Origin of the sequence: Dongia sp., assembly GCF_041910485.1 — a bacterium.
In the GTDB taxonomy this organism is placed as follows: Bacteria; Pseudomonadota; Alphaproteobacteria; order Dongiales; family Dongiaceae; genus Dongia.
Window position 1 is genome coordinate 1 of sequence record NZ_JAYRQR010000006.1, and the last position, 20,598, is coordinate 20,598.

Sequence of the window (20,598 nt, forward strand, 5' to 3'; positions counted from 1 at the left end):
GATGGCGACACCGGTCTCCTGGGTGAGGCGCGCCTTCAGCCCCTCAAGCCGGGCGACGTCGCGCGCCACCAGCACCAGATCGTGCCCGCGATGCGCCAGGCGGTCGGCATAGGTGGCGCCGATGCCGCTCGAGGCACCGGTGATCAGAACGGCCGGCTTGGCAGGGGTGGGCTTGGCTGGATTGGGCTTCTGGTCGCTCATCGGACTCTCTCCTTTAAAGATGATGATCGTCATCTATTTATAGATGATATACATCATCCATTCCGTCAAGGGGCCACCACAGAGCCGAGGGAAAAATGCGCGTCAGCCGCGAACAGATGGCCGAACATCGCCGCCAAATCCTTGATGCGGCATCGAAATTGTTCCGCGAGAAAGGCTTCGAGGCCGTCACGGTCGCCGATGTCATGGCGGCGGCCGGCCTGACGCATGGTGGCTTCTACCGCCATTTCGCCTCCAAGGACGCCCTCATCGCCGCCGCGATTGCCGAGGCGCTGGACCGCGCCGCCGCCGACCGGCGCGCCTTCCCGGCCTATCTCGCGGGCTATCTCTCAAAGGCCCATCGCGACCATCCGGGCGAGGGTTGCCCAGTGGCGGGCCTCGGCCCCGCCGCCATCCGCGAAGGGGCCGAAGCCCGCGCAGCGATGACCGAGGGCCTGCGCCGCCAGATCGCGCGCTTTGCCAAGGAAGCCCCCGGCAAGACGCCGGCGGCGAAGCGCCAGGCCGCCATCGCCGCCTGGTCCGCGATGGTCGGCGCCCTCATCCTCGCGCGCCTCGCCGATGACGAAACCCTCTCCGACGAAATCCTCACCGCCACCCGAAAATCCATCGCCACCCGCGCGGCCAATTGAACCCGGTCCGGATTTCGGACCGGACGCGGGGCTGAGACCGGCGCTATCCATCGCGGATAGCCCAATCCCGATCAACGCCGGAGCCCCGACCATGCCCAATATCCTCGACACCATCGGCAACACGCCGCTCATCCCGCTCAACAACATCGCGGTCCCCAACAAGTGCCGCCTGTCGCTCAAAATCGAGGCCGCGAACCCGACCGGCAGCATGAAGGACCGCATGGCGCTCGCGATGGTCGAGGGGGCGGAGAAAGCGGGGGCGCTCAAGGCGCACGGCACGGTCATCGAATATACCGGCGGCTCGACCGGCGTTTCATTGGCCCTCGTCTGCGCGGTGAAGCGCCACGCGCTGAAGATCGTCACGGCCGATGCGTTCGCGCCCGACAAGGCGGCGCATATGCGGGCCCTCGGCGCCGATCTCACCATCCTCAAATCCGATGGGGGCCGCCAGACCGAGAAACTGGTGAAGGACATGATCGCCCGGGCGGAGGCGATCGCCGCCGAAACCGGCGGCTACTTGACCCACCAGATGCGCAACCACGACCAGCTCGCGGCCTATCGGCAGATGGCGGATGAGATCTGGGCGCAAACAAGCGGGGCGATGGATTGCCTCGTCCAATCCGTCGGCACGGCGGCGAGCCTCCGCGGTCTCGCGGCGCGCTTGCGCGAACGGAAACCCGACATCGCCATCGTCGCCGTCGAACCGGCGGAAAGCGCCGTGCTCTCAGGCGGTCCGACCGGCGCCCACGGCATCGACGGCATCGGCGCCGGCTATGTGACGCCGCTCTGGCAAGATGGCATCGCCGACACGATCGAACCCGTCTCGACCGCCGACGCCAAGGCGATGGCCGCCAGGCTCGCGCGCGAAGAAGGCATCTTCCCCGGCACCTCCACCGGCGCCAATGTCGTGGCGGCCTTGCGCGTGGCCGCGCGGATGAGCGCGGGCGCCCACATCGTTACGGTGATGTGCGACAGCGGGGTGAAGTATTTGAGGGACCATTGAGGAACTAAGCTCGTCAGTCGCCAAAAAGACAATTTAGCTCTGTCAGTTTCCGGTTATCTCGTGGAGTTCTATTTTCGTCAGTATCTGCAGTGCCAGCTTGCGAAAGTCTTCGTAAGCTTGTCGAACTGCACCTTGATGTCCGCCAATAGCTCCGTCTGCTGGTCGCAAGAGAAACATAGGTTTGTTCGCCTCTTGAGCCAACGGCATCAAAGAGCGATAGTCCTTCAATTGCGCTAAGCAGTAGGGGTCTGAAGCAACGTTTACATTATCTGGCGCTGGTGGTTCTGCAAAAGACGATCGATAGACGTCAGGCATTCTATCGATCCATCTCTGAAATGCCTTAACTGCACCACCGGAAAGTACCGAGTGCCGAGACACGACGTATCCTAGAGATTGCATAGACCCACTCGGCAACGAAAAGTCGATTGTCGACGGAGCGCGCTCTTTCCGCTCTTGCCAGCCATGCCTCCAGTCGCGAAGCTTCGGGCCAACATTCTCTAAGCCCTGCATTGAGAAAAGGTCGGGTGCAACTGGCACAACCACATAGTCCGCGCTAATTAGAGCAGCTCGGTTTATCGCGCCAAAATTAGGGCCAACATCGAGCAAAACAATATCTGCACCATGCTGCTTAGCAGCTGTATATGCAACACGTTGCAGAGAAGTTGTCACCCGAAATGCACGCTCATCCCGATCAAGACATTTCGCCCACATTTGAGATAGGTCATCTTCAAACTCAGAAAGTTGGAGATCGCCACCAATAAGCACTATGCGACTAGAAATGGCATCAGGCGCTACGGGCACAATATCGGCAACGCCACGCTTCAGCCTCTCAACTGCGCCGTAAATCGTTTGTCTAGGTTGCATCTTCCAAAGTGCTTCAAGTCGATCTTCTGAGAGGCACATGGCCGATAAGTTCGCCTGCGGGTCCAAATCCGCAAACAGCACGCGTTTTCCCAGCTCGGCAAACATAAATCCGAGATGATAAATCAAGGACGTCTTTCCGACTCCGCCCTTATTGTTAAAGAACGCGATTGTCTTCATTGCGCCTGTCTGACTGTTACGTGCACATGTTGATCTTCGATTTGGTAATCTGGCGGTGGATTTCCATTTTTCTCCAAAGCCTCTCGGGCTATTGGTATTCCAACACCAAACCGCTCCACATAATTAAGGTTTCGCAGTGCCTCCGCAAGCGTTGGATTGCGGTAATCTGTAATGCCTGGTCGTCCGAAGTTCTCTTTGGTTACTTGCCCATAGGGCCCTCCCGGGCTCTGCACCTCAATGCGGTCTCGGTACCATGTAATCCGCGTTGGTGCATTTGTACCCTCATAGGCTCTGTGAAGTATGGCGTTCCGGAAAATCTGACGAAGCGCAGCTTCAGGGTAGTTCCAAGAATCAATGCGCTTTTCACCCCCTACCACAACCTTCTGTTCAACGTTCGCACGGATGATATCGTCCAGCGCTCGAATTTGCTCTCCCACAGTACCGGTCAACGATTTTTGATTCCGAATGGGGTCTGTCAATTGTGTACCATCTATTTTGAGAAACTGAACATAGGCACACGGAATCCAAGCCATTGGATTGATGCCAAGGACCAACAAGGCTGTCACGGTTGGTATTCCCTGAGCATCCAGTAACCTAAGTGCTCGAAGCTGCTCGATCTCCGGTCTTTGATCGGTTGCAAGCACATCGGCAGCAATGGCTGAAGGAAGGTATTCGTTCTTGAAGGCACGTAAATCGATGTCTCCAAGAGTCGCTCCGGGTACACCGTGAGAGTCAAACGGTAAGTTGCCCCAGCGTCTTTTCTCAGTAAGGCGTCGCTCCTCTTCAGCGGTAGCAATTGCACGCCGCGGACCAACTCGAATCCAGGTGCGACCGTCGAGCTTCACGGGAGGATTGTCACTCGGCTGAACTACAACCAACGCAACTTCACATCCATCGACTGTTGCTTTGGATACGCTGAGAGTAGGAATCGGTAAAATCTTCCCTTCAGATCGATAGTTGGACAGCCTGAGGAGCAATCGGTCGTCAATCTTCAGGCCAGCGCATGATAAATTGTCACGTTGGCCGACAATGACGACTCCTTCTCTCCCGTGATTGGGCAAATCATTCGCGAATGCGCATATTGCCTGTCTGATTCGATCATCATCGGCCAATGATTCTTTGCGCTCGACACGGTCTGTTTCCGCATCCCGATAGAGCTCTTCAAGTTCGGTCTGTTTCATTTCAAGACATTCCTCTTACAAAACGCCATTGCGCAATGAACCTTCAGCAGTGGCGTTGCTGAATTCTTGCCGTCTGATGAGCAATTCCCCCCCCCCATTATCTCAATGCTGGATAGCATGGCTATGTCACCCTGCACAAACCTCCCGTACCACGCCCCGCAGCCACCGATGCGCGGGGTCGGCATCCTGCCTTGGGTGCCACAGCAGCGACACCGTGAAGTCCGGCAGTTTCACCGGCAGATCGAAGCTCACCAAACCTTGGCGCAAATTGCCGGTGTGGCGTTCGGGCACGGTGGCGACGAGGTCGGTGTGGCGCGTAAGCGCCAGGGCCGCGGTGAAGCTCCCTACCACGGTGGCGATGTTGCGGGTGAGCTTGTGTTCGTCGAGGGCGTCGTCGACGCGGCCGCGTGTTTCGTCGCGCCTGGTGATGAGGATGTGGCGCGCCTCGGCAAAGAGTTTCGGCGTGACGCGGGTCTTGGTGAGCTTGTGATGGCGCCGCACGACGCCCACGAACCGGTCGCGAAAGAGGCTCACATTGATGAGCTCCGGGCTTAATGTATCCGCCACCACCCCCGTCTCCAGATCGATGATCCCCTCGCGCAACGGCGTGCTGTCGCGATCGGTCTTCGGCACGAAACTGAGTGTCACCCCCGGCGCCTCGCGGCTGAGGCGGGCGAGGAGGGCGGGGCCGAAATTCTCAACGAACCCGTCGCGGCTGCGGATGGTGAAGCGGCGCGCGAGGCGCTTGGGGTCGAGCAGCTCGACCGGGCGCAGCAGCAGGCCGGCAGCGGCGATGAGCGGCCCCACCTGTTCCTTGAGATCGAGGGCGCGGGGTGTCGGCACCAGCCCGCGACCCGCGCGCACCAGCAGCGGGTCCCCCACCGCCGCGCGCAGCCGCGCCAATTGCCGGCTCATGGCCGAGGGGCTCAATTGCAGGCGCTTGGCGGCGCGGGCGACACTCCCCTCATTCAGCAGCACGTCGAGGGTGAGGAGCAGATTGAGGTCGGGGAGATCCTGTTTCATGGGCCCCATGCTAGCACCCTGAGACATGGCGTCAAATGCACTGGTCATGTGCAAATGCTGCGTCTTCCGCCATATGTCGATCTGCGGGAGGCTTGGGGAAAGCGCATCCATCCCCGAAGGCCTTGCCATGAACCAGATCCGTCCCTCATCGCCAACTGTCGAGCCCGGCGGCACGACACCCCCCTCACTGACCCTCCCCCTCAAGGGGGGAGGGGAAAACCGCTGGCCGGTCCTCCCCCAAGTCGATCAGCAGAGAAAGCCAATCGACGCAGCGCAAACGTTTTCCCCCTCCCCCCTGGAGGGGGAGGGAAGGGGAGGGGGGTATGGGGCGACTGGACCGGCTCTCGCCAACTCGCGCACCTCTCGCTCAACACCCCGCCTCGCCCTCGCAGCCCTTTCGCTCTCCATGCTGATGCCGTCGCTCGATACGTCGATCGCCAATGTCAGCCTGCCCAGCCTCGGGGCGATCTTCGCGGCACCCTTCCAATCGGTGCAATGGGTGGTGCTCTCTTACCTCCTCACCATCACCAGCCTCATCGTCGGGGCGGGGCGGCTCGGCGATCTCATCGGGCGGCGGCGCCTGCTGCTCGTCGGCATCCTCATCTTCACGGCGGCCTCGCTTGCCTGTGGGCTGGCGCCGACGCTGCCGCTCCTCATCGCCGCGCGCGGGCTCCAGGGCCTCGGTGCCGCCATCATGATGGCCCTCACCGTCGCGCTGGTGAGCGGCACGGTGCCGAAGGAGCGGACCGGCCGCGCGATGGGTCTCCTCGGCACCATGTCGGCCGTCGGCACCTCGCTCGGGCCATCGCTCGGTGGCCTCATCGTCGCTCATGCCGATTGGCGCTTCATCTTCCTCATCAACGTGCCGCTCGGCCTTCTCAATTGGGGCCTCGCCGCGCACGCCCTGCCGCGTGACGTCAACCGGGCGCGTGACGCCGCCCTTCCCTCTCCAGCGGCGGACGTGAAGAAACCGCGCTTCGACCCCTGGGGCACCTTGCTGCTGGCGGCAACGCTCGGCGCCTATGCGCTCGCCATGACGGTGGGCGAGGGTGCGTTCGGCGCGGGCAATGTGGCGCTGCTGGCGGCCGCCGTCCTCGGCATGCTGGCCTTCATCGCCACCGAGCGGCGCGTGGCCGCCCCGCTGCTGCGCCTCAGCCTCTTCCGGCGTGAAGGATTGAGCCTCAGCCTCGCCTTGACCCTCATCGTCGCTGCCGTGGTGATGGGGACCTTCGTCGTCGGTCCCTTCTATCTCAGCGCCGGGCTCGGCCTCTCGGCGGGGGCGGTCGGTCTCACCATGTCGGCGGGGCCGCTGATGTCGGCCCTGGCCGGCGTGCCCGCCGGGCGCCTCGTCGACCGGTTCGGCGCGCGGCGCATGATGCTGCAGGGGCTCATCGGCATGGTGCTGGGCCTTGCCGCCCTCTGTTCGGCGCCGATGCTCTTCGGCGTCGCGGGCTATGTCGGCGCCATCATGCTGACCACCAGCCATTACGCCTTGTTCCAGGCCGCCAACAATACCGGCATCATGCACGGTGTCGGCGCCGATGAGCGCGGCCTCGTCTCCGGCATGCTGTCGCTCGCGCGCAATCTCGGCCTGGTCACCGGTGCCGCCCTGCTCGGCGCCATCTTCGCCTATGGGGCGGGCGGGCGCGTCACCGACGGCATCGACCCCGCCGCCATCACGCATGGCCTGCGCCTCGCCTTCGGCTCGGTGGGCACGGTCCTTTGCCTCGGCCTGGTGGCGGCGCTGTTGCCGCGCCGGCCCAAGGCCTCGACACGCGATTGAGTTCCTATTTTGTTCTTGACAAAGTGTCAAGAATTTGGTACTATTCAACCTGATGCACCTCATCCGCGAATGGATGCGCGCCGGGACGCCGGCAGCCCCCTCGCGGACGGGCTCCGCATCATCTGCAATCGCTTGGCTGTCTGATCGGCGCAGGTTCCCTTTCGGTCGTCTTGGCCGCCGGGGGCGCAGGCCGGTGGGGTGGCGGAATCATCGATTCCCGTTCCGCACGCCCTCGCTTGGTCGGCAGCGACATGCCGGCTCCCCGGACCTGTCGGGTGAGACGGTCCCTGCCTGGATGGGGCGGACAAGCCATCTCCTGCGGGCCGTCTTAGGAGAGATCGGCTCCCCGTACGTGCGCGTTGGGATAAGCGCCGTCCCCGGCGGCTGGGTGATGCCGCCCTCGTGATGGCCGGGTGATCCCATCGGCGCTAGGGCGGTCCGCGCCTAAAACCGCTACGGCTGCTCAAGCGATTGCAGATGATGCGCCCGAATTCGCCGCGACGGTCTCTTTCGGAAACGGCTTGAAGGTGAGCGCGATGAGGAAGGCGAGAATGCCCATGCCGAACGCCGCCACATAGAGCCCGTGATAGGAGGCGAAGCTGTCATAGATCCAGCCGCCGACCACGGGTCCCAGCGCCATGCCGAGGCTTCCCGCCATGGCCGAGCCGCCGATCACCGTCCCCATCATCTTCAAGGGGAAATTGTCGCGCGCCAGCACCGCATAGAGCGGCATGATCCCGCCATAGATGAAGCCGAAGGCGGCAGCGACGATATAGAAGGCGATGAGCTGGCTGGCGAACACGTAAGCGAGCGCGCCGATGCCTTGCGCAAGGAGCCCCGCCACCAGCACGCGCTTGGCGCCGAACCTGTCGCCCATCAGGCCGAAGACGATGCGCCCGCCCATGCCGGCAAGGCCCTCGACGCTGTAGATCGAGACGGCGGCGATGAGCGGAATGCCGCACGTGACCGCATAGCTCACCGTGTGGAAGATCGGCCCGGAATGGGTGGCGCAGCAGAAGAAGTTGGTGGCGAGCAGGATGACGAATTGCGGCGAGCGCAGCGCACGCCCGACGCTCATCTCGCTCTCGCCGCTGGTCGTCATGGCGGCAGCCGGTGCTGCTTGCGCCAACGCCGGCGGCCGGCGGACGAGGAGGGCGGTCGGGATCATGATGGCGGCGCAGATCGCGGCGATGGTGAAAAGAGCCGTCCGCCAATCATGGTGCGAGACGAGCCAGGCGGCGAGCGGCGCCATCGTCATGGGGGCAACACCCATGCCGGCCGAAACCAGCGAGACGGCAAGCGCCCGCTGCGTCTCGAACCAGCCGGTGACGCATGCCATCATCGGCGCGAAGATCGCGGCGGTGGCCAAGCCGACCAGCAGGCCGAAGATGATCTGGAACTCGATGAGCGATTGCGCCCGTGCGGCAAGTGCCATGCTGAGGGCCAGCAGGACCGATCCGCCCAGCACCACCGGCCCCGGGCCGATCCGGTCGGAAAGCGCACCCCAGGCCATGCTGCCGAAGGCCATGGCGAGGAAGCCCAGGGTCATCGCGCTCGATATCCCTGTGACCGACCAGCCCGTTTCTTCCGAGATCGGGCGCAGAAAGACGGGCAAAGCGAACATGCCGCCCACCGCGACGCAGCCCAGCACGGCGCCCGCCGCGACGATCACCCAGCGATAGCTGGCCTGGTTCATCAAGTCTCTCCCGCTTCCCGTTTGGAGATCGATTATGTTGATATCAACCAAATGGTCAAGATGCCCCAACTCCGCTTTTGCCGGATTGGTCCGCTGCGGATTGAATTGGACCCAGTTAGATCGGATCCGGTTAGATTGGACCCGGTAAAATTGAACCCGGTGTTGCGCGAGGTGGGAGTGACAATCGTGGCGGGATTTCGATGGACTCGCTGATCACCGCCGCAGCGCGGGCGCTTGGCCGGGGCGATCCGCTGGGCGCACTCGACCGCGTGGCGCTGCGTGACGATCCGCCGGCGCTCGCGCTGCGCGGCATTGCCCTGGCGCAGCTCGGCGATTTTCCGCGTGCCAAGCTGCTGCTGCGCCGCGCCGCGCGCGCCTTCGGTGCCAAAGAAGCGGTCGCCCGCGCACGCTGCGTGGTGGCCGAGGCCGAGGTAGCGCTCGCCGCCCGCGATCTTGCCTGGCCCACCAAATCGCTGGAGGCCGCGCGCCGCCTGCTCGCGGATCATGGCGACGCCGTGAACGCCGCCCATGCGCGCCATATCGCGCTCCGCCGGCATCTGCTGTTGGGGGAGCTCGACGCGGCCGAGCGGCAGTTGCAGGCGCAATCGCCCGCCGATCTTCAGCCCGCCGATCTCCCACCCGCCTTGCGCGCCGCGCATGAATTGGCGGCGGCGGGGATCGCGATCCGCCGGATGAAGTCGGCGCCCGCCCGCCAGGCGCTCGCCAGGGCCGCGCGCGCTGCCGAGTCGGCGCGCATTCCGGCCCTCATTGCCGAGGTGGAGAATGCCGGGGCGATGCTCGCGGCACCCGCCGCGCGGCAATTGATGCCGCAGCCCGAACGCCTGCTCGATCTGGCCGGGGTCGAAAAGCTGCTCGCCTCGGATGCCTTCATCGTCGATGCCTGCCGCCGCGTGGTAGTGCAGGGGAAATCGCAGGTGGCGCTCGCGCGGCGGCCCGTCCTCTTCACCCTGGTCGAGGCCTTGGCCGCGGCATCGCCGCAGCCGGTCCCACGCGACCGGCTGATCGCATTGGCCTTCGGTGGCCGCGAAGCCGATGAATCGCACCGCGCGCGCCTGCGTGTCGAGATCGGGCGCCTGCGCGCGCTGTTGAAACACCTCTGCCGGATCGACGCGACGGCGGACGGGTTCGCCTTGGCACCCAGCGCAGGGAAGATCGTGCTCCTCGCGCGCCCCGTTGATGAGAAACACGCATCGGTGCTGGCGCTGCTCGCCGATGGTGAAGCCTGGTCCAGCTCGGCGCTGGCGCTGGCGCTGAACAACAGTCAGCGCTCAGTGCAGCGCGCCCTCGATGCATTGGCCGCGGCCGGTAAGGTGCAGTTCATCGGCTTGGGCCGCGCGCGGCGTTGGCTGGCCTCGCCCCTTCCCGGTTTCACGACAAGCTTGTTACTCACCGCGCCGCTCCCCAGCGATTAGGTTGGCGGCGTGCGTAGAAACTTGAGGAGAGCGACATGAAACGCAAAGCTGCCGAGGTCACCCGCGAATACGGCCCGTTCCCCGGCGTCGAAAAGATTCACGGCGTCAGCTTCGATGGAAAGGATGTCTGGTTCGGCGCCGGCGACACTCTGCAATCGATGGACCCCGCAAGCGGTACGCCGCAGCGGAAACTCGACGTCGCCGCCCATGCCGGCACGGCGTTCGACGGCAAGCATCTCTTCCAGATCGCCGAGAACCGCATCCAGAAGATCGACCCCAAGACGGGCCGGATTCTCCACAGCATCCCCGCCCCCGGCAACGGCACCGATTCCGGCCTCACCTGGGCAGAAGGCACGCTGTGGGTCGGCCAGTATCGCGACCGCAAGATCCACCAGATCGATCCCGAGACGGGCCGGATCCTGCGCACGATCGAAAGCAACCGCTTCGTCACCGGCGTCACCTGGGCCGATGGCGAACTGTGGCACGCCACCTGGGAAAATGACGAAAGCTCCCTGCGCCGCATCGATCCCAACAGCGGCGAAGTCCTCGACCAACTCGACATGCCCCAAGGCCAGCTCATCTCCGGCCTCGAGATCGGCGGCGACAGCTTCTACTGCGGCGGCGGACCGAGCGGGAAGATCCGAGCGGTGAGAAGGCCGGGGAGATAATCTGTCGGCTGTCGTCAGTCGAACGCGCTCCGGCGTAACATCAGGCGCTACGCCGGAGCGTTGGCGGCGATCAACCGGCGAAATAATGCGGCTGATCGAGATCGGCGATGAGGCCCGGCTGCTGGGGCTGCCAGCCGAGCTTGGCGCGGGTGAGGGCGCTGGAGGTCGGGTTGTCGATGGCGGCGAAATGGGCGAACCAGCCGAAATGCGCCGCGGCATCGTCGCCGGATTTGGCAACAACGGGGAGACCCAGCCGCTTGCCGATGACATGGGCGATCTCGCGGAAGGGAACCCCTTCCTCGGCATTGGCGTGATAGCACCGTTCGGTGGCACCGCTTTCCAGGACCAGGCGATAGGCCCGTGCCGCATCGACGCGGTGGACCGCCGGCCAGCGATTGGCGCCGTCGCCGATATAGGCGGCGACACCTTTCTCGCGGGCGAGATTGATGAGGTGCGGCACGAAGCCATGATCGCCTGCGCCGTGGACCGAGGGCGGCAGGCGCATCACCGAGACGCATACACCCGTGGCGGCAACCGCTGCCGCCGCTTCTTCCGAGGCGACGCGGGGCAGGGCCTTTTCGCCGGTCGGCGTCACCAGCGCTTCGGTGGCGCGGCCTCCTGCCGGCACTTCGCTGCTGACCAATGCCGTGCCGGAGGTGACGATGAGCGGGCGTTCCGTGCCGCGCAGGGCGTCGCCAAGCGCCGCGATCACGCGCCGGTCGATCTCGCACACTTCCTTGAAGCGGGCGAAGTCGTGGATGAAGCCGCAATGGACGATGCCGTCGGAACCTTCCGCGCCGGCCTGGAGGCTCTTGAGGTCGGTGAGGTCGCCGCGATGCACCTGGGCACCCAGCCCCCGCAAGCTGTCGGCGGCCGCATCGCTGCGCGCCAGGCCCAACACCTGATGGCCGGCCTCAATGAGATCACGCACCACGGCCGAACCCACGAAGCCGCTGGCACCCGTCACGAATACACGCATCTCTTTCTCCTATCGCGTATGGAACGGCTGTTGAGATAGGCGATGGCGCGCGGACGATCCATGCGTTATCGTCTGCAATACTTTCGCGATCGTCCGGGAATTGGACCTCATGGATCCCCTGTCAGACCTGTTGGCGCTGCTGCGCCCGCGCAACTACATGTCGGCCGGCTTCGACGCGGGACCCAGTTGGTCGGTCCATTTTCCGGACCAGACCGGCACCATCAAGACCGGCGCCATCATCACCGGCGGGTGTTGGCTCGCGGTCGAAGGCGTGGCGGCGCCGGTGCAGCTCGCGGCCGGCGATTGCTTCCTGTTGCCGCGGGGCTTGCCCTTCACGCTGGCGAGCGATCTTGCGCTGACGCCCACGCCCGCGCGGAACCTGTTGCCCGCCCCCAGCCACGGCCGCATCCACACGCTCGATGGCGGCGGCCAGTCGCTGATGGTGAGCAGCCGCTTTGCACTCGATGGGCCACAGGCGGAAATGCTCCTCAACCTGCTGCCGCCGATCGTGCATATCCGCAAGGAGAATGGCGAGGCGGCCCTGCGCGGCGCCATCGAGCGCACGATGCAGGAATTGCGCGATCCGCAGCCGGGCAGCACGCTGGTCATGCAGCATCTGGCGCATATGATGCTGATCGAGGCGTTACGCCTGCATCTGGCGCAGGGTGCCGCCGACACAGGTTGGCTCGCGGGGCTAGCGCACCGGCAGATCGGCGCAGCGCTCCGCGCCATGCATGACGATCCGGCGCAGCGCTGGACGCTGGAAACGCTGGCCGGCCGGGCCGCCATGTCGCGCTCGACCTTCGCGCTGAAGTTCAAGGAGACCGTCGGCATGCCGGCGATGGATTACCTGACGCGCTGGCGCATGCTGCTGGCGGGCGACCGGCTGATGCACACGGCCGAATCCGTTGCCAGCATCGCGCTCAGCCTCGGCTATGAATCGGAGGCGGCCTTCGCCACCGCCTTCAAACGCGAGATGGGTGTGAGCCCGCGCGCCTATGGGCGGCAAGGCCGCGCCGCCGCGCAATAGAAAAGGCCCGACCGAGGTGCCCTAGTCGAGATAGGGAGCCAGCACCTCTTCGATCCATTTCATGAAGATGCGGACGCGGCGCGACAGGTTCCGTCGGTGGGCCACGACAAGGGACACATCGAGCGGTTCGGGGCGGAGCTTCGGCAGAATCTCCACCAGCGCGCCGCTCTCCAGGTGTCGGCCTATTCCCGCGAGCGCCGCCTGGATCAGGCCGATGCCGGCCAGACAGGTGGCCTCGTAGGTTTGCACGCTGTTGACGTGCAGGGCGCCGGGCAGCGGCAGCGTGGCGTAGCCGTCGCCGTCGGGATATTCCCAGCCATAGGGCTTGGCGCCGAGGGTCTGGTTGTAATGGATCATGCAATGACCTTGCCGCCGCAGCTCCGCGAGCGACCGGGGCGTGCCGTGGCGCGCGAGATATGCCGGGCTGGCGACATTCACCATGCGTAGCCGGCCCAGCGGGCGGGCGATCAGCGTTTGGTCTCCGATCGGTCCCAAGCGCAACACGCAGTCGAACCCTTCCTCGACCAGATCGACCTGCCGATCCGTGCTCGACACCTCCAGCTCCAACGCGGGATAGGCGTCCATGAAGGCCGGCAGGGCCGGCACGATGGTCGTGCGCGCGAGTTCGGTCGGCAGATCGACCCGGAGACGCCCCCGCAGCGCGACACCGTCTTCTGCAAACATCGACTGCAGCTCGTCGAATTGGGTCAGTACTTCCCGCGCGCGCTCCTGAAAGCTCCGCCCGTCCTCGGTCAATTGCACGCTGCGCGTCGTCCGATGCAGAAGCCGGACGCCCAATTCGTCCTCCAACTGCCGCACGACGGTCGAGGCGCGCCCCTTCTGGATACCCATGCTTTCGGCCGCGCGGCTGAAGCTGTGCATCTCGGCGACCCGGATGAAGATAAGGAGATGTTCGAGATTGTGCATGGGCCTGCCCCGCGTCTGTTCTCCATACGGAGAACAATATGTTCTGTTTGGCATAATTTATTGCATCAATTTGGCGCGATAAAGAGGGATCGGCGCGCAACGTCAACGCGGCCAAACCGCAAGCAACAGGGGATCGACATGACCCAGAAAACCATCACCACCGCCATCGTCTACCACTCGGGTTATGGCCACACCCGTCGCGTCGCCGAGGCGGTCGCCGCGGGTGCGGCAGGAACGCTCATCGCGATCGACCCGGAGGGCAACATTCCAGAAAGCGCGTGGGAGACGCTCCTCACGGCTGATGCCATCGTCTTCGGTTCGCCGACCTACATGGGCGGCCCGAGCTGGCAGTTCAAAAAGTTCGCCGACGACAGTGCGAAGGCCTGGTTTGCCGAGAAGTGGAAAGACAAGATCTTCGGCGGCTTCACCAACAGTGCCACCCTCAACGGCGACAAGCTGAACACGCTGCAATATTTCGTCCTGCTGGCCGGACAGCATGGCGGCATCTGGGTGAGCCTCGGCATCAAGCCGTCGAACGTGAAGGCCTCAAAGCGAGACGATCCGAACCGGATCGGCTCCTATATCGGCCCGATGGCGCAGTCGGATGCGGACGCGGCACCCGAAGAGATGTCGCAAGGCGACCTCGAAACCGCGCGGCGCTACGGCGTTCGCATCGCGGAAATCGCCGGCCGCTTCGCGGCGACGCGCGCGGCCTGAACCGGGAGCCCCATATGGGCGGCGCCGCGGCCTGCGCCGCCGCACAAGATAAAAAGGCCGGGTATCGCACCCGGCCTTTTTTTCTTCAGCTCACTCCCACTCGATGGTTCCCGGCGGCTTCGAGGTGAAGTCGTAGACGACGCGGTTGATGCCTTTGACTTCGTTGACGATGCGCGTCGCGACGCGCCCCAAGAAGGCGGGCTCGAAGGGGTAGAAATCGGCGGTCATGCCGTCGGTCGAGGTGACGGCGCGCAGCGCGCAGACTGAGTCATAGGTGCGGCCATCGCCCATGACGCCGACGGTGCGCACGGGGAGGAGCACCGCGAAGGCCTGCCATATCTTGTCGTAGAGGCCGGCCTTGTCGATCTCCTCGAGATAGATCGTGTCGGCTTTCCGCAGGATGTCGCACTTCTCGCGGTCGACGGCACCGGGAATGCGGATGGCAAGGCCGGGGCCGGGGAAGGGATGGCGGCGGATCATCTTTTCCGGCAAGCCCAGTTCGCGGCCGAGCACGCGGACTTCATCCTTGAAGAGCTCGCGCAAGGGTTCGACCAGCTTCATGCGCATGCGTTCGGGGAGGCCGCCCACATTGTGGTGGCTCTTGATGGTCACAGAGGGGCCCCCGGTGAAGGAGACGCTCTCAATGACGTCCGGATAGAGTGTGCCCTGCGCCAGGAAATCGGCGCCGCCGATCTTCTTCGCTTCTTCCTCGAACACTTCGATGAAGAGGCGGCCGATGGTCTTGCGCTTGGTCTCCGGATCGGTGACGCCGGCGAGCTGGCCCAGGAACATGTCCGACGCATCGCGATGGACCAGCGGGATGTTGTAATGGTCGCGGAAGAGGGAGACGACTTGATCCGCCTCACCCGCGCGCAGCAGACCATGATCGACGAAGATGCAGGTGAGCTGGTCGCCGATCGCCTGATGGATGAGCACCGCGGCGACGGCGGAATCAACACCGCCCGATAGCCCGCAGATCACCTTGCCCTTGCCGACGGCGGCACGGATCTTCGCGATCTCGGCATCGCGGAAGGCGGCCATAGTCCAGTCGCCCTTGCAGCCGCAGACGTTATGAATGAAGTTGGAGATGAGCTTCGCACCGTCCGGCGTATGCGCCACTTCCGGGTGGAACTGCACGGCGTAGCGCTTCTCGGCCACATTGGCGATGGCGGCGAACGGTGCCCCTTCCGAGACGGCCACCACTTCAAAGCCGGCGGGAATCGAGACGACGCGGTCGCCGTGGCTCATCCACACCTGGTACGAGCCGCCCTTGACCCAGACGCCGTCGAAGAGCGGGGTCACCTTCTGCACATGCAGTTCCGAGCGGCCGAATTCCCTGTGGTCTGAGCCCTCCACTTTACCACCCAACTGCGCGCACATGGTCTGCTCGCCATAGCAGATGCCGAAGACGGGAAGCTTCGATTCCCACACATAAGCCGGGGCGCGCGGCCCATCCTCGGTCGTCACCGAATGCGGCGAACCGGAAAGGATGATGCCCTGGGGGGCGAATGCCTTGATGCGCGCGGCATCGACATTGAACGGGAAGATCTCGCAATAGACCCCGGCCTCGCGCACGCGCCGCGCAATAAGCTGCGTCACCTGCGAGCCGAAATCGAGAATAAGGATGCGGTCGGTCATTCGGTCTCCTAGCTTTGGTCGAGAAGGATGAGAGAGCCCCCTCACCCCAACCCCTCTCCCGCAAGGGGCGAGGGGCTTGTTGTTTCCGCCTACACACTCACTCCCTCTCCCCTTGCGGGAGAGGGTGGGGGGGAGGGGGTGTTCTGTTCAGTCTCATTGCCGATCAACTTGCCCAGATCCCGCCAGCCATAGGCCACGTCGGGGACACCTTCGTCGATCCCTTCGGCGATGCATGCGCCGCCGATCTTCTCGTAGAATTTCCGGTAGGCATTGTCGCTATAGGCCCAGAGCATCAGCGCCTTCTTGCCTTGGCGCGCCCAATGCGCGGCCGATGCGGCGATGAGGGCGCGGCCCAATCCCTTGCTCTGCACGCTTTCGCGGCAATGGAGCGAGTAGATCTCGCAATCGAAGCCGTCGAGGCTGCCCTTGGTGATGTCGTGTTCCTTGACCGGTCCACCGAGCAGGAAGCCGTCGATGCCGTCGCCGACGCTGCCCACCAGGATGAGCTTCGTGCGGTCGGCGAGCCACGCGCGCCACAAGGGCAGGCGCTTCTCCGGCTGCATCGCCGCCATCTGGTCTTCCGGCATGAAGGCGCCATAGGCGAGGAGCCAGCCTTTCAGGTGAATCTCGGCGATGGTCGCGAGGTCGGCTTCGGTGGCGGGGCGGACCTGGGTCATGGCTTTGCACCCCAGAGGGCGACCAGGCGATGCGGCACTTGGATGGGATCGCCGGGGAAGTCCTTGGCCAGCAGCGCGCCAAGCTCGGCATCGAAGGCAGTGACTTCGGCGGCGCCCAGGCTTGCCGCCACACCGGCCGAGCCGCGGATGCGGCCGCGCCAGGCTTCGGGGCTGTAGGGAATGTCGTAATCGAATGATGCGCTCTCGCGGTCCACGAACCCGCCCTCGATGAGGTGACGCTGCTGGTCGGCGCTGTGCCCTTGCCAGCCGCCGAGATGCCAGTTGGGATTGTGTGCCTCGATCAGGGCCTCGGTCGCCGCCACGACATTGCCGGGCAAGGGCAGCCAGACGAGATTGGCGATGAGGAGATGCCCGCCGGGCTTCAAGAGGCGCATCGCCTCGGCCATGACCTTGGCGGCATCGAACCAATGCCAGCAGGTGCCGGCGCTGATGAGGTCGAACCGGCCCGCAGGGAGGCCGGTTGTCTCGGCCGGGGCCAGGACATAGTCGGTCGCAAGCCCCGCGGCGCGGTCGAGGTCGCGGGCCGCGTCCATCATGCCGGCGGCGACGTCGAGACCGGTCACCTTCGCACCACGCTGGGCAAAGCCACGGCCCAGGAAGCCGGTACCGGTGCCGATGTCGAGAATTTGGGAGTGGGGGCCGAACAGGCGGCGCTCAGCCATCCGGTCGTAGAACCAGCCCGGGAAGCCGGCCCGGTGGCGGGCATAGTCGGCGGCGGTCCTGTTCCAATCGGGGGACTGTTTCATGCGGCCTTATAGCCGCTGGACATAAGCGCCGTAAACCGGGATTGTGCGGCCCATGAGCGAGATCGCATTAACCACGCATCCGGGCGCGGAAACCCTTTCCGCAGAAGTCCTTATCGTCGGCGGCGGGCTGGTCGGCATGGCTATGGCGGCGGCCCTCGGCGGGGCCGGCGTGCCGGTCGTCCTGGTCGAATCGGAAAAGCTGCCCGACCTCACGGCGGAAGCCTTCGACGGACGTTCCTCGGCCATCGCCTATGGCTCGCAGCAGGTGCTTTCCGGCATCGGCGCCTGGGATTATATCGCGCCGGCGGCCGAGCCCATTCGCGATATCCGCGTCTCCGACGGCGGCTGGCAGTACCGGGAGGCGAGCCCCTTCTTCGTCCATTACCATTTTGCCGATCTGCCGCCGGGTTCGGTGCCGGGGGCGCCCGCCGACGGTGCAGCGCCGCCCTTCGGCTGGATCATCGAGAACCGTGCCGTGCGTATGGGCCTGTTGAAGCGCCTCGCCGAGATTCCCGCGGTGACGCATATCCCCGGCATGCGCGTTGCCGAGCTGGAACTTGGCGGCAGCAGCAACCTTGCCACCCTGACCGACGGCCGCTCGATCCGCGCGCGCCTCGTCATTGCCGCCGACGGGCGTCAATCTTCCATGCGCCGCATGGCGGGGATCGGCGTCAAGGAACTGGGCTACAAGCACAGCGCCATCGTCTGCACGGTCGCCCATGAGAAGCCGCATGGCGGTGTGGCGCACGAGCATTTCCTGCCCATCGGCCCCTTCGCCATGCTGCCGATGACCGACGATGTCGACGAAGCGGGCCGCACGCGCCATCGCTCCTCCATCGTCTGGACCGAGGATGCGCGCATCATCCCGATGCTGCTCGGTCTCAACGATGCCGATCTGGGTCGCGAGATCGAACGCCGCTTCGGCCCGACCCTGGGACGCATCCGGCCCATCGGTCCGCGTTTCACCTATCCGCTGAAGATGATCTTGGCCGAGACCTATATCCAGGAAGGTTTCGCGCTGGCCGGCGATGCCGCGCACGGCATGCATCCGATCGCGGGCCAAGGTTTCAACATGGGTGTCCGCGACGTGGCGGCCCTTTCCGAAGTGTTGGTCGATGCGTGGCGGAGCGGCCTCGACCTCGGCAGCCTCGCGGTGCTGGAGCGGTATGCGCGCTGGCGGCGCTTCGACAATCTGATGATGCTGGCGGTGACGGACGGCCTCACGCGGCTTTTCTCCAACGACATCCCGCCCATTCGCCTAGCGCGCGATATCGGCTTCTTCCTCTTCAACAAGGCAAAGCCGTTGAAGCGCCTGGCCATGCGCCACGCGATGGGTGTCGTCGGCGATCTGCCGCGCCTGGTGCGTGGCGAGCGGCTCTAGAAGGCACAGCAAAACTAAGGTCATCGACAGGGTTCACGCGCGCGCGTCTTGGCGGGCGCGGAGTCGGTCTTTTATCTTCTCCCTCCCAATTGCCACCAGAAGGGAAGAGGGTTTCCATGTCGCTTCGCACCAGCCTGGCACCGCACGCACCGAAAATCCTCAGCATCCTGCGCATCGTCGCCGGCCTCATCTTCCTGGTGCACGGCACCGGCAAGCATCTGGGCTTCCCGACCCTCGGCATGGAATTTCCGGCGGGCTCGCCGGCCTGGATCGCGGGCTGGGTTGAACTGGTGGGCGGTGCCTTGATCGCCCTCGGCCTCTTCACGCGGCCTGCCGCCTTCATCGCCTCCGGCACGATGGCCGGTGCCTATTTCATGGCCCATGCGCCGCAGAGCTTCTACCCGGCCCTCAATGGCGGCGACGCGGCGATCCTCTATTGCTTCGTCTTCCTCTATCTCTTCTTCGCCGGCCCCGGCCCGTGGAGCCTCGATGCGAAGATGGGGAAAGAGTAGGGTTCGCCACGCGTTCACTTGTCATGGCCCGCTTCAGGCGGGGATGACAGGAGAGAAGCGACTGCGGCAGTCCCTCCTCTCAGATCATCTGGAACCGGCCCGTCGCGCGGAAGCGCAGATAGGCCGCGATGCTGGACGGGGTGGATATCATCATCTGCTCCGGCAGTTGGTCCGGCAGGAACCAGCCGAATTCGAATGATTCGGCGGACGGCACCGGCGCGATGCCCGCCGGCCAATCGGCGCAGAACAGCATGGCGAAGTACTGGCACTGATGCCCGTTGGGAAAGGTGATGGTCTTGGTCGTCGGGTCCGAGGCGAAGCCGTAGGGAACGAAGGTTTCGATCTCTGCCCCCGTCTCTTCCAGCATCTCACGCCGGATCGCGGTGACGATATCCTCGCCCGGTTCCGGATTGCCGGCGGGAATGCCCCAGATGCCGAAATCGCTGCGCCGCTCCAGCAGCAACCGGCCGGCAGAATCAGCAAAGAGGCAGGAGGCGCCCGGCAGCAGCAGCAGATCGTTGCCGATCTTCTTGCGCAGGTGAAAGACGTAGCTGTCGACGAAGCTCATGCCGGCCGGCGCTCCTCAATAAAGATGCCCGAATGAAAAATGCCCGGATCCATTTTGGACCCGGGCATGACGATATGATGAACCGGCGTTTGTTGCGAGTGGCACGACCGATCACGTGATCGCATCACGCCTCCCGTTGCATCAAGTCCCCGTTGCGTCAAGCCTTGGGGGCGTATTTCGCCAGGATGCGTTGCAGGGTACGGCGATGCATGCGCAGGCGCCGCGCGGTTTCCGAGACGTTGCGGTCGCATTGCTCGTAGACGCGCTGGATATGCTCCCAGCGCACGCGGTCCGCGGTCATCGGCTGTTCGGGCGGCGGCGGCAGGGCGTCCTTATGGTCGAGGAGGGCCGCTTCGACCTGGTCCGCATCGGCTGGCTTGGGCAGGTAGTCGACAGCGCCGGATTTGATGGCGGCGACGGCGGTCGCGATATTGCCGTAGCCGGTGAGGATGACGGCGCGGCAATCGGGCCGGGTCTTCTTGATCTCCGGCACGACGTCGAGGCCGCTGCCGTCGGCGAGACGCAGATCGACCACGGCGAAGCGCGGCGGGTTGGCCTTGGCGGCGGCGATGCCGGCATCGACACTTTCCGCCTGCGTCACCTGGAAGCCGCGCTTTTCCATCGCCAAGGCGAGACGCTGCCGATAGGGCGTGTCGTCGTCGATGATGAGCAGCGTCTTCTCGCCGATGGCGAGCGGGTTCTGGTGTTCCGGCTTGTCGTTCATGT

21 protein-coding genes are annotated in these 20,598 nt (G+C 64.7%); 9 read left to right on the forward strand and 12 right to left on the reverse strand.

Translation table 11 applies throughout. The features are described 5' to 3' along the window. Window positions 1–201: SDR family NAD(P)-dependent oxidoreductase (locus tag ACE3PP_RS01300; protein ID WP_374377366.1), on the reverse strand; the 201-nt coding region annotated here is incomplete at its 3' end. 95 nt (window positions 202–296) lie between these two features. On the opposite strand from ACE3PP_RS01300, the gene ACE3PP_RS01305 reads away from it, so the two are divergent. Continuing rightward, window positions 297–848 (forward strand): TetR/AcrR family transcriptional regulator, encoded by a 552-nt coding sequence (locus tag ACE3PP_RS01305; RefSeq protein ID WP_374377367.1) that lies wholly within the window; start codon window positions 297–299, stop codon window positions 846–848. Window positions 849–939: 91 nt separating this feature from the next. Continuing rightward, complete coding sequence (locus ACE3PP_RS01310) at window positions 940–1,851, forward strand: PLP-dependent cysteine synthase family protein (RefSeq protein ID WP_374377368.1); 912 nt, start codon at window positions 940–942, stop codon at window positions 1,849–1,851. 42 nt (window positions 1,852–1,893) lie between these two features. On the opposite strand, the gene ACE3PP_RS01315 is transcribed toward ACE3PP_RS01310, so the two are convergent. From ACE3PP_RS01315 to ACE3PP_RS01325, 3 genes are all read right to left on the reverse strand, one after another. Beyond that, window positions 1,894–2,892, reverse strand: a complete 999-nt coding sequence (locus ACE3PP_RS01315; protein WP_374377369.1) for a ParA family protein — start codon at window positions 2,890–2,892, stop codon at window positions 1,894–1,896. Beyond that, window positions 2,889–4,073, reverse strand: coding sequence for an ATP-binding protein (locus ACE3PP_RS01320; protein WP_374377370.1), 1,185 nt, complete (start codon window positions 4,071–4,073; stop codon window positions 2,889–2,891). The genes ACE3PP_RS01315 and ACE3PP_RS01320 overlap by 4 nt, the downstream gene beginning before the upstream one ends. 126 nt (window positions 4,074–4,199) lie before the next feature. Then, complete coding sequence (locus tag ACE3PP_RS01325; protein WP_374377371.1) at window positions 4,200–5,096, reverse strand: LysR family transcriptional regulator; 897 nt, start codon at window positions 5,094–5,096, stop codon at window positions 4,200–4,202. A 406-nt stretch (window positions 5,097–5,502) separates the two neighbouring features. On the opposite strand from ACE3PP_RS01325, the gene ACE3PP_RS01330 reads away from it, so the two are divergent. After that, window positions 5,503–6,879 (forward strand): MFS transporter, encoded by a 1,377-nt coding sequence (locus ACE3PP_RS01330; RefSeq protein WP_374377372.1) that lies wholly within the window; start codon window positions 5,503–5,505, stop codon window positions 6,877–6,879. 463 nt (window positions 6,880–7,342) lie between these two features. Here the strand turns inward: ACE3PP_RS01330 and ACE3PP_RS01335 are convergent, their stop codons facing one another. Further along, entirely contained in the window at window positions 7,343–8,575 is a 1,233-nt protein-coding gene (locus tag ACE3PP_RS01335) for an MFS transporter (protein ID WP_374377373.1), read from the reverse strand. Window positions 8,576–8,775: 200 nt separating this feature from the next. On the opposite strand from ACE3PP_RS01335, the gene ACE3PP_RS01340 reads away from it, so the two are divergent. Beyond that, complete coding sequence (locus ACE3PP_RS01340) at window positions 8,776–10,008, forward strand: helix-turn-helix domain-containing protein (protein ID WP_374377374.1); 1,233 nt, start codon at window positions 8,776–8,778, stop codon at window positions 10,006–10,008. A gap of 35 nt (window positions 10,009–10,043) precedes the next feature. Then, window positions 10,044–10,676: a glutaminyl-peptide cyclotransferase gene (locus ACE3PP_RS01345; protein WP_374377375.1), complete on the forward strand. Its 633-nt coding sequence runs from the start codon at window positions 10,044–10,046 to the stop codon at window positions 10,674–10,676. Window positions 10,677–10,746: 70 nt separating this feature from the next. On the opposite strand, the gene ACE3PP_RS01350 is transcribed toward ACE3PP_RS01345, so the two are convergent. Then, window positions 10,747–11,655, reverse strand: a complete 909-nt coding sequence (locus ACE3PP_RS01350; RefSeq protein WP_374377376.1) for an SDR family oxidoreductase — start codon at window positions 11,653–11,655, stop codon at window positions 10,747–10,749. A gap of 109 nt (window positions 11,656–11,764) precedes the next feature. Here ACE3PP_RS01350 and ACE3PP_RS01355 point away from each other — a divergent pair, with 109 nt between their 5' ends. Next, entirely contained in the window at window positions 11,765–12,685 is a 921-nt protein-coding gene (locus ACE3PP_RS01355) for an AraC family transcriptional regulator (RefSeq protein WP_374377377.1), read from the forward strand. A 21-nt stretch (window positions 12,686–12,706) separates the two neighbouring features. Here the strand turns inward: ACE3PP_RS01355 and ACE3PP_RS01360 are convergent, their stop codons facing one another. Further along, window positions 12,707–13,612, reverse strand: coding sequence for a LysR substrate-binding domain-containing protein (locus ACE3PP_RS01360; RefSeq protein WP_374377378.1), 906 nt, complete (start codon window positions 13,610–13,612; stop codon window positions 12,707–12,709). A 138-nt stretch (window positions 13,613–13,750) separates the two neighbouring features. On the opposite strand from ACE3PP_RS01360, the gene ACE3PP_RS01365 reads away from it, so the two are divergent. Continuing rightward, window positions 13,751–14,329: a flavodoxin family protein gene (locus ACE3PP_RS01365; RefSeq protein WP_374377379.1), complete on the forward strand. Its 579-nt coding sequence runs from the start codon at window positions 13,751–13,753 to the stop codon at window positions 14,327–14,329. A gap of 90 nt (window positions 14,330–14,419) precedes the next feature. On the opposite strand, the gene guaA is transcribed toward ACE3PP_RS01365, so the two are convergent. The 3 genes from guaA to ACE3PP_RS01380 all read right to left on the reverse strand — a co-directional run bounded on the left by guaA (window position 14,420) and on the right by ACE3PP_RS01380 (window position 17,411). Further along, on the reverse strand, window positions 14,420–15,967 hold the full coding sequence (gene guaA, locus ACE3PP_RS01370; RefSeq protein ID WP_374377380.1) for a glutamine-hydrolyzing GMP synthase: 1,548 nt from the start codon (window positions 15,965–15,967) through the stop codon (window positions 14,420–14,422). An 89-nt stretch (window positions 15,968–16,056) separates the two neighbouring features. After that, window positions 16,057–16,644, reverse strand: a complete 588-nt coding sequence (locus ACE3PP_RS01375) for an N-acetyltransferase family protein (RefSeq protein ID WP_374377381.1) — start codon at window positions 16,642–16,644, stop codon at window positions 16,057–16,059. Further along, entirely contained in the window at window positions 16,641–17,411 is a 771-nt protein-coding gene (locus tag ACE3PP_RS01380) for a class I SAM-dependent methyltransferase (protein ID WP_374377382.1), read from the reverse strand. The genes ACE3PP_RS01375 and ACE3PP_RS01380 overlap by 4 nt, the downstream gene beginning before the upstream one ends. 52 nt (window positions 17,412–17,463) lie before the next feature. Here ACE3PP_RS01380 and ACE3PP_RS01385 point away from each other — a divergent pair, with 52 nt between their 5' ends. Both ACE3PP_RS01385 and ACE3PP_RS01390 read left to right on the forward strand, forming a co-directional pair. Beyond that, window positions 17,464–18,792: a UbiH/UbiF/VisC/COQ6 family ubiquinone biosynthesis hydroxylase gene (locus ACE3PP_RS01385; RefSeq protein WP_374377383.1), complete on the forward strand. Its 1,329-nt coding sequence runs from the start codon at window positions 17,464–17,466 to the stop codon at window positions 18,790–18,792. 116 nt (window positions 18,793–18,908) lie between these two features. Further along, window positions 18,909–19,304: a DoxX family protein gene (locus ACE3PP_RS01390; RefSeq protein WP_374377384.1), complete on the forward strand. Its 396-nt coding sequence runs from the start codon at window positions 18,909–18,911 to the stop codon at window positions 19,302–19,304. A 79-nt stretch (window positions 19,305–19,383) separates the two neighbouring features. Here the strand turns inward: ACE3PP_RS01390 and ACE3PP_RS01395 are convergent, their stop codons facing one another. Together ACE3PP_RS01395 and ACE3PP_RS01400 are read right to left on the reverse strand one after the other, a co-directional pair. Then, complete coding sequence (locus ACE3PP_RS01395; protein WP_374377385.1) at window positions 19,384–19,872, reverse strand: NUDIX domain-containing protein; 489 nt, start codon at window positions 19,870–19,872, stop codon at window positions 19,384–19,386. Window positions 19,873–20,029: 157 nt separating this feature from the next. Continuing rightward, entirely contained in the window at window positions 20,030–20,596 is a 567-nt protein-coding gene (locus tag ACE3PP_RS01400) for an ActR/PrrA/RegA family redox response regulator transcription factor (RefSeq protein ID WP_374377386.1), read from the reverse strand. Window positions 20,597–20,598: the final 2 nt, after the last annotated feature.

Excerpts from the sequence above, each read along its gene's own strand:
- guaA (WP_374377380.1), bottom strand. The coding sequence starts at position 15,967 with ATGACCGACCGCATCCTTATTCTCGATTTCGGCTCGCAGGTGACGCAG.
- ACE3PP_RS01320 (WP_374377370.1), bottom strand. The coding sequence starts at position 4,073 with ATGAAACAGACCGAACTTGAAGAGCTCTATCGGGATGCGGAAACAGAC.
- ACE3PP_RS01395 (WP_374377385.1), bottom strand. The coding sequence starts at position 19,872 with ATGAGCTTCGTCGACAGCTACGTCTTTCACCTGCGCAAGAAGATCGGC.
- ACE3PP_RS01360 (WP_374377378.1), bottom strand. The coding sequence starts at position 13,612 with ATGCACAATCTCGAACATCTCCTTATCTTCATCCGGGTCGCCGAGATG.
- ACE3PP_RS01305 (WP_374377367.1), top strand. The coding sequence starts at position 297 with ATGCGCGTCAGCCGCGAACAGATGGCCGAACATCGCCGCCAAATCCTT.
- ACE3PP_RS01355 (WP_374377377.1), top strand. The coding sequence starts at position 11,765 with ATGGATCCCCTGTCAGACCTGTTGGCGCTGCTGCGCCCGCGCAACTAC.
- ACE3PP_RS01335 (WP_374377373.1), bottom strand. The coding sequence starts at position 8,575 with ATGAACCAGGCCAGCTATCGCTGGGTGATCGTCGCGGCGGGCGCCGTG.
- ACE3PP_RS01380 (WP_374377382.1), bottom strand. The coding sequence starts at position 17,411 with ATGAAACAGTCCCCCGATTGGAACAGGACCGCCGCCGACTATGCCCGC.
- ACE3PP_RS01315 (WP_374377369.1), bottom strand. The coding sequence starts at position 2,892 with ATGAAGACAATCGCGTTCTTTAACAATAAGGGCGGAGTCGGAAAGACG.
- ACE3PP_RS01390 (WP_374377384.1), top strand. The coding sequence starts at position 18,909 with ATGTCGCTTCGCACCAGCCTGGCACCGCACGCACCGAAAATCCTCAGC.
- ACE3PP_RS01350 (WP_374377376.1), bottom strand. The coding sequence starts at position 11,655 with ATGCGTGTATTCGTGACGGGTGCCAGCGGCTTCGTGGGTTCGGCCGTG.
- ACE3PP_RS01400 (WP_374377386.1), bottom strand. The coding sequence starts at position 20,596 with ATGAACGACAAGCCGGAACACCAGAACCCGCTCGCCATCGGCGAGAAG.
- ACE3PP_RS01385 (WP_374377383.1), top strand. The coding sequence starts at position 17,464 with ATGAGCGAGATCGCATTAACCACGCATCCGGGCGCGGAAACCCTTTCC.
- ACE3PP_RS01375 (WP_374377381.1), bottom strand. The coding sequence starts at position 16,644 with ATGACCCAGGTCCGCCCCGCCACCGAAGCCGACCTCGCGACCATCGCC.
- ACE3PP_RS01340 (WP_374377374.1), top strand. The coding sequence starts at position 8,776 with ATGGACTCGCTGATCACCGCCGCAGCGCGGGCGCTTGGCCGGGGCGAT.
- ACE3PP_RS01330 (WP_374377372.1), top strand. The coding sequence starts at position 5,503 with ATGCTGATGCCGTCGCTCGATACGTCGATCGCCAATGTCAGCCTGCCC.
- ACE3PP_RS01310 (WP_374377368.1), top strand. The coding sequence starts at position 940 with ATGCCCAATATCCTCGACACCATCGGCAACACGCCGCTCATCCCGCTC.
- ACE3PP_RS01345 (WP_374377375.1), top strand. The coding sequence starts at position 10,044 with ATGAAACGCAAAGCTGCCGAGGTCACCCGCGAATACGGCCCGTTCCCC.
- ACE3PP_RS01365 (WP_374377379.1), top strand. The coding sequence starts at position 13,751 with ATGACCCAGAAAACCATCACCACCGCCATCGTCTACCACTCGGGTTAT.
- ACE3PP_RS01325 (WP_374377371.1), bottom strand. The coding sequence starts at position 5,096 with ATGAAACAGGATCTCCCCGACCTCAATCTGCTCCTCACCCTCGACGTG.